Source organism: Nostoc sp. (assembly GCF_036917755.1).
In the GTDB taxonomy this organism is placed as follows: Bacteria; Cyanobacteriota; Cyanobacteriia; order Cyanobacteriales; family Nostocaceae; genus Nostoc.
The window spans coordinates 42,077-56,473 of record NZ_JBALFC010000090.1; the positions used below are offsets into that span (position 1 = coordinate 42,077).

Annotated in this window: 10 protein-coding genes; 3 read left to right on the forward strand and 7 right to left on the reverse strand. The window is 43.4% G+C overall.

Going from position 1 to position 14,397, the window contains the following annotated elements; all coding sequences use genetic code 11:
• Window positions 1-59 precede the first annotated feature (59 nt).
• From V7L05_RS19420 to V7L05_RS19430, 3 genes are all read left to right on the forward strand, one after another.
• Entirely contained in the window at window positions 60-2,576 is a 2,517-nt protein-coding gene (locus V7L05_RS19420) for a CPBP family glutamic-type intramembrane protease (RefSeq protein ID WP_335166361.1), read from the forward strand.
• Between the two features lie 162 nt (window positions 2,577-2,738).
• Complete coding sequence (locus tag V7L05_RS19425; RefSeq protein WP_335166363.1) at window positions 2,739-3,047, forward strand: hypothetical protein; 309 nt, start codon at window positions 2,739-2,741, stop codon at window positions 3,045-3,047.
• A 171-nt stretch (window positions 3,048-3,218) separates the two neighbouring features.
• Window positions 3,219-3,407, forward strand: coding sequence for a hypothetical protein (locus V7L05_RS19430; protein WP_335166365.1), 189 nt, complete (start codon window positions 3,219-3,221; stop codon window positions 3,405-3,407).
• Here V7L05_RS19430 and V7L05_RS19435 read toward each other — a convergent pair.
• From V7L05_RS19435 to V7L05_RS19465, 7 genes are all read right to left on the reverse strand, one after another.
• Window positions 3,392-3,541, reverse strand: a complete 150-nt coding sequence (locus V7L05_RS19435) for a hypothetical protein (protein ID WP_335166366.1) — start codon at window positions 3,539-3,541, stop codon at window positions 3,392-3,394. The two genes, V7L05_RS19430 and V7L05_RS19435, sit on opposite strands and share 16 nt — an antisense overlap.
• A gap of 86 nt (window positions 3,542-3,627) precedes the next feature.
• Window positions 3,628-4,173 carry a photosystem I reaction center subunit XI gene (locus tag V7L05_RS19440; RefSeq protein WP_335166368.1) on the reverse strand — a complete coding sequence of 182 codons (546 nt, stop codon included), beginning with the start codon at window positions 4,171-4,173 and terminating at the stop codon, window positions 3,628-3,630.
• A gap of 232 nt (window positions 4,174-4,405) precedes the next feature.
• A complete protein-coding gene (gene psaB / locus V7L05_RS19445) occupies window positions 4,406-6,628 on the reverse strand; it encodes a photosystem I core protein PsaB (protein WP_335166406.1) in 2,223 nt (740 codons plus the stop codon).
• A gap of 202 nt (window positions 6,629-6,830) precedes the next feature.
• Window positions 6,831-9,197 (reverse strand): photosystem I core protein PsaA, encoded by a 2,367-nt coding sequence (gene psaA, locus V7L05_RS19450; RefSeq protein WP_335166370.1) that lies wholly within the window; start codon window positions 9,195-9,197, stop codon window positions 6,831-6,833.
• Between the two features lie 593 nt (window positions 9,198-9,790).
• Entirely contained in the window at window positions 9,791-10,177 is a 387-nt protein-coding gene (locus V7L05_RS19455) for a response regulator (protein ID WP_335166372.1), read from the reverse strand.
• Between the two features lie 328 nt (window positions 10,178-10,505).
• Window positions 10,506-10,892, reverse strand: a complete 387-nt coding sequence (locus V7L05_RS19460; protein ID WP_335166374.1) for a response regulator — start codon at window positions 10,890-10,892, stop codon at window positions 10,506-10,508.
• 227 nt (window positions 10,893-11,119) lie between these two features.
• A complete protein-coding gene (locus V7L05_RS19465; RefSeq protein WP_335166376.1) occupies window positions 11,120-13,903 on the reverse strand; it encodes an ATP-binding protein in 2,784 nt (927 codons plus the stop codon).
• Between the last annotated feature and the right edge of the window lie 494 nt (window positions 13,904-14,397).

The window sequence follows — 14,397 nt, forward strand, 5'->3', positions numbered from 1 at the left end:
GGACTCAAAACAGTATATTTAGAGTAAGATTATCAGCAAGTTTTAATTGCTGATAGTATATGATTTTGCGTGGATTGAGTCGAAATGCAAGGCTACTATTTACGATATTTTTACTGCTAGCATTCATAGTAGTAATTGCGGTGTGGCAACTCTCTCCAACCCAACCCCAGTTAGTACAACAACAAAGCAATTACGCGATCCATATTCGACAAAATTTTAATCAATCTGGTTTTTATCCCGTTGCACAAATTCCATCTGCAAACCTTTATAAACCGATTGCCGACTGGGTAGGAAGGTTAATTTTACCAACGAAACAGCAATTACAAGATGGTTTAGATTGGGTATGGATGGAAGTGCAATATGCACCACCTACAGCACAAAATTTGGTAGGAAATATTGTGCGTTTGGAGTGGAAAAAGAATAAAGATTTTCTTGCTCACGTTAAAGCTGTAACGCGAGATATAAATTTCACTTCAGAAGTAATTAAAAGTCAAAAAAAAGGTAACATTCATCCTTTTCGACTAAATGGAGTTCGTCAGGTAGGAATTTTACGCTCTTTGGCTGGTGCGAATCCTGATGATGATGCAATTGTTGCTTTAGATTCAAGTACAATCATTGATGCTAGTAAAGAAAAATCTATTTTGCAAATTGAACGCGAACCTGTTTTGGCAACTGGTAGATTTTATGGGTTGGTAAAAATAATTAAATTGATGAAATCTAGCCCCAAAACTATTTTATTTCCAGAGCACAAGCAGTATAACGACTATTTTTTGGCACAGCATTATAACCCTAATTCAAATAAGTTTGATGGTCTTAAAGAAACTATTCGTATTCCCCAACAAGTAATAGATAAACGAAATTTTGCTCCTTCAAGTTTGCAGCAAATCGAACAATCACCTGCGGGTGAGGATGGGTGGTATATTTATGGTGCTGCCGATGCAAAAGGCGTATTTACGGTAGTAGCACTTGCACCTCGTTCTTTGTTGCAAATTCAACCCCGTCAAATCATTACTGGTGACGAATTAGGGCTAAATTACATCCAAGATGTAAATTGGCGAAATACCGAAAAAAATAAAGGTAAATTCAATACTGTATTATTAAAACCTGTAGAAACACAAAATTCACGTAATCAATCTATATCAAAATGGCAAGAAGGCAATAAAGCTATTGTCCTACACCTATTTGGTGGAATTGGCGGACGTAAAGCTGAACCAGTCGGAGTACCTTATACTATCACCGGACATTTTGCTTTTGGAATCGCAGAAGTTGTCCGCGACGAGTTTACTAACGAATTACGCTTTGAGACTAAATACCATCAAATTTATGCCCATAACCCCGATGGAATTATTGCCGGAACGCATACATGGGCTGATTATATGGGTAATTTACAACATGGTTGGCTGGCAACACGTCCAGTATCAGATATTCTGATCAAATTCGACCCTGTAACGCAGGATTATGATTTTGATGGTGTTAAACTTTCGCCTTTAGAACAATTCCAGCAACAATTACAGGTAACAATGGCACGTTATCGGGTTGGTGATGGAACTGGTGGCGCAATAGTATCACCTGCTACCTCATGTGTCCAAGACTCAAGCCAAGCACTTTATACTGCGATACTGCTAATTAAAAACCAAGTTGCTACAACTCCTCAAATTCAAACTTGGGTACGCGCAAACCCCAATCACCCGCAAGCATTACGTTTTCAGCAGCTAGTTGAATTAGGTCAATCTTTGGAACAACAATTAGCACCCTTGGGTATAGTTCGCGCTGATTGGCACAGTCAAGCAGGTATACTCGCAGGTACGGGCATAGGAAAAACGACGGAACCATTTGAAGATCGTAGTATTTGGGCTGGTTTGACAACATGGCGAACAATAATGCCTAGACTTGCACACGACGACCTCGCCGCAATATTTTTAAAGCATGGTGCGATTATGCAAGTATTGCGAACCAATCAAGTAGGTGGTTGGCAACCTAATATTATACCCATTGCACCAACAGTACTTTTGGGACAAATTAAGATTCCCTTTACCAATATTTCACCACTTTCAATTCTTTTAAATCGCGTTTTAACGTCCTTAGCAGTTCCGACACTAAAAGATTGGTTAGTTGTTGCTTTAATGCTGATAATTTATAGTATTATTGCCCTACCTTATGGCTGGAAATCTGGATTTTTACATATCCAAATTTGGTCTGCAAATTGGATTGATAAATGCTTGTTAATATTGCGTTGTTTATTTCTACCTGCGATTGTTGAAGAACTCTTTTTTCGCGTTTGTTTGCTTCCTCATCCTAGCGAAATCACCAATTGGTTCCAATGGGCTGTGTGGGCAATAGTGAGCTTATTATTATTTATTTTATATCATCCCTTGAATAGTAAAATATTTTCTAAAGCTGGAATGCCCACATTTGATAATCATGTTTTTCTGGTTTTAGCTGCATTTTTGGGAATTATATGTACTGTTGCATATACCCTAACAGGATCTTTGTTTGTGATAGTTTTAATTCACTGGATTGTAGTAGTAGTTTGGTTAATTGTTTTTGGAGGAATCAAAAAATTAGATTATAATTAAAAAATTCAGAATACTAAGTTAAACAAAAAAATGGTAAAACATCTATTTAAAAACTTTTTATCAAATATTGATGATTACAAAGCTTCTGAAAATTTTTGGCGTAATTTGTGTGAGAGTATTCTTATAAAATACCAAGGATAGAAACATGGATGGAAAATTTGGTTGAACGTTCACTTTGTTGATGGAACTCCATTTTTAGATGGGAATCCAATTTATAGCTTAATATCGCCAGATAGTAAAAAAGGTATTTGTATTAATCAAGATCAAGCGACTACAGAAAAAGTTTCTATTGCAGCATATATGGATAAATTTGGATCTATTGATGATGAAGAAAATTTCATTGAAGAATTAGTTATTGTGTGCGAACTTTCAGAGGAATCTGTACAATTGGCTAGCGAACTTATCGAAGTATGGGTAAAAGAAAATACTTCATATTATGAGATGGAATTATTGATTAAAAAGAAACTTTGAAATGTGCTAGGTGAGGGCTGGCGACTATCTCGACTGCCAATAGTAAACCTTGATGCCCGTATTTAGCACCACCGAATCTATGGCAACCTTCCCCAGCCCTGACTTTTCGCGGGATGTAGAAACCCCTGGCTACAAGGTTATCGCCAGGAGTAGTTCATAAGTAAGTGTGTTATGAATTCATTGAAATCGGCAGGAAACTCCATCCCCTCGTGGGTGGTCGAGGTTGCTCCCCCCGCCGATTGGGCCAAACAGGGCATTGGGAAGAAAGCAACTTCTTCGCCATGCCCTGTTTGGCCTATTCCCCATGCCCAAAAACTCCATCCCCTTGTAGGTGGAGTTTTTTATCATACTTCTTCTTGAGAGTCTTCTTTTTGAATCCAGATAAATGCTAAAGCAAATACTGGAAAAGGCAAGATATAGAATATTAAGGGAATCATGATCCAGGGTAGCCATGAAGCGGCATAATCACCTGTTAGTTGTGTTATATCTACCATGATGTATTCTCCTCATGAATTCAAAGTTGAAAAATTTATGTAATCCACCTTCTGGGCGTATCCAACATTCCAAAGAACAAGCTTGATTAACTAGCGTTAACCGCACCTCGCAAGATGGCATCTAAAGAATCAAAATTTTCTAGTAGAAAGTAGGCAAATATCGCGCCACCCATTGCACCAACAAAAATTCCACCATTCAATTGACTCCATTCTTCACGAGTTCTTAGTGGTCGAAGGAAGTCTTTAGAATATGAACTATAAGCTCCTTTAGGATTTCCTTGGAAAGTAGTAATTGCAAAGATGGAAATACCTAAACAGGCTGACAATGCTATATATATGGAGGTAATTAATCCACTGAGATTGGTTCCATGTACTGATTCTCGCAGAGGACCAACCACCACCTCTGGCCCAACTAGTAAATAACCATGAGCCATGCCAATTTCTAACCCCCGCATGAAAGGTGTTAACCCTTTACGGTAAGCTGGCAAATTACTAATGAAAGCCCTAACTATGGGAGAATCATTGATAGGAGTGGATAGATTACCAAGGCAAGGATCTCCTCTGAATGGTTTAATTATGTCTTCCTGATTGTATTCTTTAATCGTCTCTGTCATCTCAGCTGAATTAGACATTATTATTTCTCCTAATTGTCTTAATTAAATACTATCATTAGCGCATAGATTTAGAGTTTTCTTATTCAAAATTAACATAATGTCAACTAAAAAACTCTCCTACCTAAATAGGTAAGAGAGGAGGTCGAAAACTGAATATTTTTAGCTGAATACTTGCAGATTAGTTACGCATTTTTTGCAAAGAACTAGAATTTGTTGCGTAATTTAAAGTGTAGTTAAACAGCTTTGAAGGTTAACCAAACTTACCTGCTGTTGAGGCGATTAAGAAAGCCCCATAAGTTGCGATATAACCAACAGTAAAGTGAGTTAAGCCGACTAAACGGGCTTGAACAATTGACAGAGCAACGGGCTTATCTCTCCAGTAGCCAAAGGATAGTGGAGTCTGTTCGTGTGCCCAGGCTAAGGTTTCGATTAACTCTTGCCAGTAACCTCGCCAGGTAATTAGGAACATGAAGCTAACAGCCCAAGCTAAGTGTCCAAAGAGGAACATCCAAGCCCAAACAGCTAAGTTATTTGTGCCGTAAGGGTTATAGCCATTAATCAGCTGTGCGGAGTTCGCCCAAAGGTAATCCCTGAACCAGCCCATGAGATAGGTAGAAGACTCATTAAATTGGGCGACATTGCCTTGCCAGATGCAAAGATGTTTCCAGTGCCAGTAGAAGGTGACCCAACCAAGGGTGTTAAGCATCCAAAACACGCCGAGGTAGGAAGTATCCCACGCTGAAATATCGCAAGTGCCACCCCGTCCGGGACCATCGCAGGGGAAAGCATAGCCGAAGTCTTTTTTATCCGGCATTAGCTTAGTACCGCGAGCATCCAACGCCCCTTTGACTAAGATTAGGGTGGTGACATGTAAACCGAGGGCGATCGCATGATGTACATAAAAATCACCAGGGCCAATTGTCAGGAATAACGAGTTGGTGCCGTTGTTAATTGCATCCAACCAACCTGGTAACCAGACATTGCCATGATTGGGCCATGCTGTGGAAGCAATACTATCTGGATTTGACAGCAGCGTGTTAAACCCATACAACAGCTTACCGTTAGCCGACTGAATAAACTGAGCAAATACAGGCTCAATCAATATTTGTTTGTCAGCCGCCCCAAAAGCTACTTCTACATCATTGTGGACGTATAAACCCAAAGTATGGAAGCCCAAGAACATCGATACCCAGCTAAGATGAGAAATAATCGCTTCTTTGTGCTTCAGTACCCGCTCTAAAACATTTCCTTGATTCTGTTCTGGGTCATAGTCCTTAATCCAGAAGATCGCCGCGTGGGAAAACGCCCCTACCATCAAGAAACCGGCAATGTATTGATGGTGTGTGTATAGTGCCGCCATTGTGGTAAAGTCCTTAGCGATAAACGCGTAAGGCGGCATGGAATACATATGCTGCGCCGCAAAGGAACTCGCTACACCCAAACAAGCTAGTGCCAAAGACAGTTGAAAATGCAAAGAATTATTAACGGTTTCGTACAGTCCTTGGTGGGGTAAGTTGAACGGGCCCTCAACTTTATTGCCATAGAAGGTCTTGGAGTCCATCATCTCTTTGATGCTGTGACCGATACCCCAGTTAGTACGGTACATATGACCAGCAACAATGAAGATCACAGCGATCGCCAAATGGTGATGCGCCATATCTGTCAGCCACAAAGATTGAGTCTGGGGATGGAAACCACCCAAAAAGGTGAGAATTGCTGTTCCTGCGCCTTGGGTACTATTAAATACATGGGCTGATGTATCGGGATTTTGCGCGTATGCCCCCCAGTTCCCAGTAAAGAACGGTACTAAGCCACTTGGGTGTGGTGGGGTAGACAAGAAGTTATCCCAACCTACATGAATACCGCGAGATTCTGGAATAGCAACGTGTATTAAATGACCAGCCCAAGCTAAGGAACTGACACCAAACAAACCCGCTAAGTGGTGATTGAGACGAGGTTCTGCACTCTTGAACCAAGCCAAGCCAGGACGATATTTGGGCTTTAAATGCAACGCGCCTGCAAACAAAAATACAGCCGCCAGGAAAACTAGGAAAATAGCCCCAGCATACAGTTCATCATTCGTCCGCAACCCGATGGTGTACCACCAGTGATAAACACCGGAGTAGCAAATATCTACCGGGTTACGTGCTCCCGCTTGGGTGTAAGCTTCAATTGCCCCTGGCCCAAATTGAGCATCCCAAATCGCGTGAGCAATGGGACGGATATGTATGGGGTCTTTAAGCCAGATTTCAAAATTACCTTGCCAAGCAACGTGGAACAAAATTCCTGACGCCCACAGAAAGATAATTCCCAGATGACCGAAGTGAGAAGAAAAAATCCTTTGATAAAGATTTTCTTCCGTCATGCCATCTTGACTTTCAAAATCGTGAGCCGTGGCGATCGCATACCAAACGCGTCGCGTCGTTGGATCTTGTGCAAGGTCTTGGCTAAATTTGGGAAATTTAGTCGCCATAGTTTTCAAAGTTTTGAGATTTTCTCGTTCCCAGGCTGAGTCTGGGAATGCACAAAAAGAGGCTGAACCTTCTAAGAAACCAGGGAACAGGAAATGAGGTTGCCTTCTGGATGAGGAAGATGAGGAAGATGTTAATACTATTTCTCCCCCTGCCCCCTGCTCCCTTGCCTCCTGCCTCCTGGTTAGGCGAACAAAAGGAGTATCATCCCAATGCCGACATTCGCGCCGAGAAGAACGCCCAAGTGGTGACAATTCCTCCCAAAAGGTAATGAGCGACCCCCACAGCCCGACCATGAGTGATGCTCAAAGCGCGAGGCTGAATAGCAGGGGCAATTTTCAACTTGTTGTGCGCCCAAACAATTGATTCGATTAATTCTTGCCAGTAGCCACGACCACTAAACAGGAACATCAGACTAAAGCCAAAAACGAAGTGTCCCGCTAAGAACATTAAGCCGTAGCCCGAAAGTGCTGAATTGTAGGATGTGATTACTTGCGTCGCCTGCGCCCAGAGGAAATCACGCAACCAGCCGTTATTGGTAATCGATGATTGGGCAAAGTTTCCGCCCGTAATGTGCGTCACTACCCCATCTGCATCTACCGTCCCCCAGACATCCGACTGCATCTTCCAGAAGAAGTGGAAAATCACCATTGACAAGGAGTTATACATCCAGAACAGACCCAGGAAAACATGATCCCAAGCTGATACCTGGCAAGTACCGCCTCGTCCCGGGCCGTCACAGGGGAAGCGGAAGCCCAAATTAGCTTTATCTGGAACTAAACGCGAACTGCGGGCAAACAACACACCCTTCAGCAGTACTAAAACAGTGACGTGAATTGTGAAGGCGTGAATGTGGTGAATCATAAAATCCGCAGTACCCAAACTAATGGGCATCATCGCCACTTTGCCAGCCACTGCCACAATACCGCCGCCCCATGCATAGCTGACAGGTTCGTGCAAATTAGGTGCAGCAGTTCCCAATCCGCCCAGTTCCAGACCCCGCAAGCCACCGAAAGCATTACCCAGAGGTGCAGCAGCTTGGAGAGCTGGATTTCCGATGGTCATCGTCTGGATGTGTTGTATCCACTGAGCAAACACTGGCTGCAACTGAATTCCCGTATCCGAGAACATATCTTGGGGACGACCAAAAGCCCGCATGGTGTCGTTGTGACAGTACATCGCAAAGCTATGGAAGCCCAGGAATTGACATACCCAAGCTAGGTGGGAGATGATTGCATCGCGGTGGCGGATCGTCCGATCCAACACGTTGTTGACATGGTCGGCTGGATTGTAGTCCCGTACCATGAAGATGCCTGCGTGAGCCGCGCCCCCAACAATGCAGAAACCTGCAATCCATACGTGGTGGGTGAATAGCGATGTAACGGTCGCATAATCCGTTGCCAGATAAGGATAAGGGGGCATCGCGTACATGTGGTGCGCCACAAGGAGGCTGGCTGTCCCAAACTGTACTAGGTGGATAGATAGATTAGCGTGCCAGGAAGTCTCGAAAATTTTATCGAGGCCTTTATGACCGACAGGCCCAATAAAGCTGAATAATGGCAGCATCTTCGGAGTTCTGGCATCATCGAGCAGTTCCTTGAAGTCGTGGCCGATGCCCCAATTCGTGCGGTAGAAATGGCCGGCAATGATGAATAGCACTGCGATCGCTAAATGATGGTGTGCTATATCTGTTAACCATAAGCCGCCCGTCACGGGGTTCAGACCGCCCTTAAAGGTCAGGAAGTCAGCAAAATTTCCCCACTGCAAGGTGAAGAAAGGCACTACACCCGAAACGAAACCCCAACTTGCACTGGGATAGAGCTGATCCATCAACTTGGAATTCAAGATGAATTCGTGGGGTAAAGGAATGTCTCCTAGAGCTACCCCAGCATCTAACAACTTGTTAGTTGGTGAGGCAACATGAATCAGGTGTCCTGTCCAACCCAAAGAACCCAAGCCTAAAAGCCCTGCCAGGTGGTGGTTCATCATTGACTCCCAATTCAGGAACCACTCTAGCTTGGGAGCGCGTTTATGGTAGTGGAACCAGCCAGCAAACAGCATCACTGCTGCCATCACCAAGGCACCAATGGCGGTGCAATATAGCTGGTAGGTATTAGTAAAACCTTGCCCACGCCACATCTGGAAGAGTCCAGAGGTAATTTGAATACCGTGGAAGCCGCCGCCCACATCTGCATTCAAAATTTCTTGACCAAATATCGGCCAGACAACTTGGGCGCTGGGTTTAATGGCAGTCGGGTTCGCCATCCAAGATTCAAAATTGGAAAAGCGAGCGCCATGAAAATACATACCGCTCAACCAGATAAAGACTACAGCTAAGTGTCCGAAGTGAGCGGCGAAGATTTTGCGCGATACGTCTTGTAAATCGCTGGTATGAGTATCAAAATCGTGGGCGAGTGCGTGGAGGTTCCAAATCCAAGTGGTGGTTTTGGGACCTCTGACAAGGGTGCGGTCAAAGTGTCCTGGTTCCGACCACTTCTTAAATGAAGTTGCCACCGGATCGTTATCAACCTCAACCCTTACCTTTTGCTCTCGCTCAGGAGTAATTGTCATTGAAATTCTCCCTTTTCCGTGAAAGAAATGAGAACTTTACTCTGCTCAAAGTTTCTCTATAAGTAGTTAGTTATTAGTTGGTAGTCGCTGACCAACTAATAACTAACTGAAGCAAGAATTTACAACTTTGAGTTTTGTTTATTGGTAAACTGTTCCACATTGAAGCTGCATAATATCAGAAAGAAAATTCTCTACAAGCTTAGATGCAATAAGAACTTAAGAATGTCTTTCTGATAAGTTATGCAATTTAGATGAGTTTCAGTTTAATGATTTAACAGCAGAGAAAAAAGCCAGCGATTGACTAACCAGTGACGCTAGATTAGCGAAACAAAGGTAACTCAAGAGCAATAAGTAGCTGAAAAACTCTTTCTTTGGACGAGAATAGGAAATAAAAATGAAGAACCTATGAAGGAAAATACTTTCTTAATGAAAGGTTACATATATAGTAGTCTGCTTTGATTTTTGTTCGCGCAGCGTGGCGTAGCCATAATTATTTGCGTAGGCGGGGAGTGGGGAAGAAGCCTTTTCGGGGTGTACTGATTTTTTTCAAAAATTAAATACGAGTCCTACTATATGTAGTTAACTGTGGTTGATTATCGGTTCCAGCCCAGCACTGCTGAAACTTGGCTAGCTAGAGTCATTAAATCAAAAGGTTTAGCGATCGCAATTCTCACCCCCAATTTACCAAATTGCTCTAGTTCTTGAGATGATAATGTAGTCGTTAACAAAATTACAGGTATATCTTGGGTTACGGAGTTATTCTGTAGTTGGTGCAAAATTGTAGATAAGTCTCTATCGGAGACAAAAGTATCCAGATCCACAAGGATAACATCAACTTTTTGCGTCTTTGTTTTAGCGATCGCTTCTTGGCTCGATACCGCCGTCAGTACCTCCCAGCCTTCTACTGTCTCCAAGCAAAGCTGAGTTACTTCCCGAATAGCATTTTTATTCTCAATCAGTAAGATGCGTCGGGTTTTCACAATTAATATTTACCTTCCAGCTTAGAATCTTCTGGCTTGCGTATATTGCCAGCTTCTTCTTTTTTTATAGGGTAGGCAAAAAATATGAAAAACTAATGAAGAATAGATAAGTAAGTAGGCAAGAATAAATTAAACTATGTTACGCAATGTAAATTTAATTAAATTGGCTCGTAGTAAGCGGCTCCAGCCCGGAAAATCGGGATAGAGGCGCTGACTACAAGCCTTTAATTATTCACGCCTACTTACTTATCTGGCAAAATTCCCTAACAGATCACAAAGAGCAATGAAAATTTCTTTTCCCTACTCCCTACTCCCTACTCCCTACTCCCTACTCCCTATAACTATTAACTATCAACGCCTGTGCAACTTGTTCAGACAGAGTAAAGGGATCGTAAGGCTTAGTAATTACTGCCGCCACTTTGAGTTGAGTAAAGTGACGCTGTTCGGCAGCCTGTGCTTTTGCTGTTAATAAAATCACGGGAATATTTTGGGTTTGAGGATTTGCTTGCAGATTCTCCAATGTCGTCAACCCATCCATATCCGGCATCATTACGTCTAAGAGAATCACATCTGGATGTTCACAAGCAGCTTTGAGCAAACCTTCTTTACCAGAACCAGCTGTCACCACTTGCCATTCATTAGCTATCTCTAGACATATCTGAGTGGTTTCTCGGATATCTTCTTCATCATCAATAATCAAGATACGCTTGTTCATTTGTTATACCATTTTGGATTTTAAATTTTAGATTTGCCGAAAGTGTTTTTCATCGTTTATCTATTTAACAAATTCCGTGGGTTTAAGTTGCTTGAGCTTCTATCAAGCGGCAAGTTTTGTGTTGCGGTTAAATCCCCCGAAGTAATGCGAGTCGGAAACCGTCCCCACAAACTTCTCTTCATTACAAAACTTTACTTCCGACTTCCGACTTCCGATTTCCGACTTCTTTAATGATTAATAGGTAATGTGAAATAAAATGTACTACCTTCCCCTAAAATACTTTCTGCCCAAATCTGCCCTCCGTGCTGTTGTATAATGCTGCGACAGATTGCTAATCCCAAGCCAGTTCCCCCTTGATGACGCGAGTTAGAGGCATCGACTTGCTGAAAACGGTCAAAAATCTTTTCTAATTTATCCTCAGGAATTCCTCGCCCCTGGTCTTTTAGCTGGAATAGGATGTTGGAGTGGCAAGGGTCAGAGGAAGAACTAATCCCTTTTGTGACTTCTGTATTTATTTCTTTCCTAGTCTCTACTTGGGCGCTCAACCAAACTGTAAAACCTGGAGATGAAAATTTAATCGCGTTGCTGAGTAAGTTCGTGAGTGTCTGGATGATCCGGTCTGAATCTGCCCATAGCTGCACTGAAAGGGGCGTTAATTCTAGCTTAATCTCTGCTCTTTCGGCCATTGCCCGCATTTCGTCCACTGCTTGACTCATCAAGTCAGCTGCATTGCAGGTCTGTTTATACATCGTTGCTTTGCCGGAATTGATGCGTTCAATATCAAGGATGTCGTTAATCAGACGCACCAAACGGTTCGTGTTATCAAAGGCAATTTCCAGCATCCTCTGGCTTTTTTTTGGTTGATCATTTAAGGAACCACGCGCTAGTAAACCTAAAGCGCTGCGAATTGAGGTGAGAGGTGTCCGTAGTTCGTGACTTACCACTGAGACAAACTCATCCTTCATTCGCTCGACTATCTGTCGCTCGGTAATATCTTTAAATATGACTACTGCTCCGACAATATCGCCTTGTTCTCTAATAGGTGTGCTTACATACTCGACTGGAAATTTCGACCCATCACAACGATAAAATATGTCATCAGAAATATGTTGTACTGCCCCAGTTTCCAGAGTGGCGCGAATCGGATTTTCTTCCCAGCAATAGGGAGCGCCGTCGGGCTGGGAATGTTTTACAATTCCGTGCATAAAGTGATTTTTTAGTTCTTTCACCCCAGATAAAAGCATTCTGGCTGCTGCTGGATTGACAAAGGTGATGTTACCTTGGGAATTTAAACCGTAAATTCCCTCACCTGCGGAGTTCAAAATTAACTCGCTCTGTCGGCTGAGGCGTTCTAGAGAGGCTTGTGTTTGCTGGCGATCGCGTAGTGCCTGTTCGCGTTCGCTCATTTCCCGCAGCAATCTTTCATTAGCACGCTGTAACTCCGCCGTTCGCTCCTGTACTCGCTCCTCTAGTTCGGCATTCAAGGCAGAGATTTTTTTCTCTGCCTGCTTGCGTTCTTCAATATCTCTCTGTAAGTCAGCATTGAGTACGTGAACTTTCTGATACAGTTCATATTGATGAATTGCCATCGCAAAGTGACTGCCCAAAGCTTGGGCGAGTTCAATTTCTGCGGTTTTCCATTCTTGGGCTTGACTCCGCTTTAACTCTCGCCATGCTTCAAAGGATTGAACCGGGCGTTGATGTCGCGCATTATTGCGGTCAGGTCGTCGCGCCCACAGAGTTTCTGTGTCTATTTCATGGCGAAAAATACTCAAGTAACCCAATATCTGCTGCCGATATTGCAAGCAAATAACCAATAAGCTGCGAATCCCAGCATCAAAAAACGCCTGTGCCAAGTCTGACTGTAGTGCAGCCCGATGTAAATCAGTAATTGCCCACACTAGTTTTCCCTTCCCAACAGTCGCCTCCATGTTTAACCACTCTTGCCAACCGGGATGTTCCTCGAAGAGGATGGGGGCATTGGGAATTGGGCATTGGGCATTGGGAATTGGGCATTGGGCATTGGGCATTGGGCATGGGGCATTGGGCATTGGGCATGGGGCATTGGGCATTGGGCATGGGGCATTGGGCATTGTTATTCTTTGCTCCTCATCTCCCTCATCTCCCTCATCTCCCCCTGCTCCCCTCCTCCCCCATTCCCTCACTCCCCCACTCCCCCACTCCCCCACTCCCCCACCCCCTCGCTGCCCCATTCCCCAATCCCCACAGCTAAACACCTGAGCCGCCTCACCTGGGTTTTGGGGAGCAATATAAATTCTGCCGCCAGCAGACTGTAAAGCAGATACAGTCAACTCCAGCGCTTGTTGTAACTGCATTTCGGTCATGGAATGCAGTAGCTTGGCCACGCGGTTAATTGTGGCTTCTTGGTCAGCTTGGGCGCGGGTTTGTTCGAGGAGGGTATTTTGAGCGATCGCAATTGATAATTGATCTGCAACCAGTTGCACTACCTGTAATTCCCGCTCGCTCACCTGTCGGGGTGAACTGTGATGAGATACCAACAACCCCCATAATTGGTTACGATGCAAAATTGGCACAACTAGAGAAGACTGCACTCCCATTGAGGTGAGGTATTCTACATGACATGGGTCTACGAGTCGAAACCGCATATTATTTTCATCAAGTGGCTCGGTCGTTTCTAGACTATCTAAGGGACTCAGCCCAATTTGCTGGGCTGCAACATCCACAATTGAGCGCTGACGAGCTTTCAGAAACAACTTCCGAGCTTCAAGTGGAATATCCTCAGCCGGAAAGTGTTGTCCTAATAGAGATGGTAAGCGATCGCAGTTAACCGACTCAGCCACAACCTCACCGCTAGCATCTGGATCAAAACGATACACTTTAACGCGGTCAGTCCCCAAGAATGTACGTACTTCAGCAACCGTTCCTGAGAGGATTGCTGGCAACTCTAGGGATTGACGAATGCGGTTCATCATCCGATGTAACAGCGCTTCCAAGGAGTCGATCGGCTTTTGTTTTTTGTCTTTTGTCATTTGTCAGTTGTCCTCAGATAGCGGCAAACCGAGAAAGTCACGTCGCTTTGCTCCGAATTCAAAATTCAAAATTCAAAATTCAAATTAACAATCCCCATAAATAAATGATATGTTGGCAAATTGATAGCGGGTCTAACCCATCAGCCTTAATCCATCTTAATTTCTTTAATTTCAGTGCGTTTCAACGCACTTTAGCTATTAGCCCGCAATTTATTGTCGGGCGGGAAAGCAACGCAAAACCAAGATTTTAGGTATGAGGTTTAACCCCTCGTAAATTGACCAACATGATCATAAATTTAGGGGCTTGTAATTATGAATTAAAATTACAGCAGATTTCAAGGAAAGTGAAGTACACAACGATTCGTCTCAAAGCCAGGTATAAAGCCTGTTTTACTTCTGAATTCTGACTCCTGAGAGGATGTTTTAAAAGTCCTCTTGTCGGTAGCAAAACGTTCTAGATCCCCCTAAATCCCCCGATAAATTGGGGGACTTTG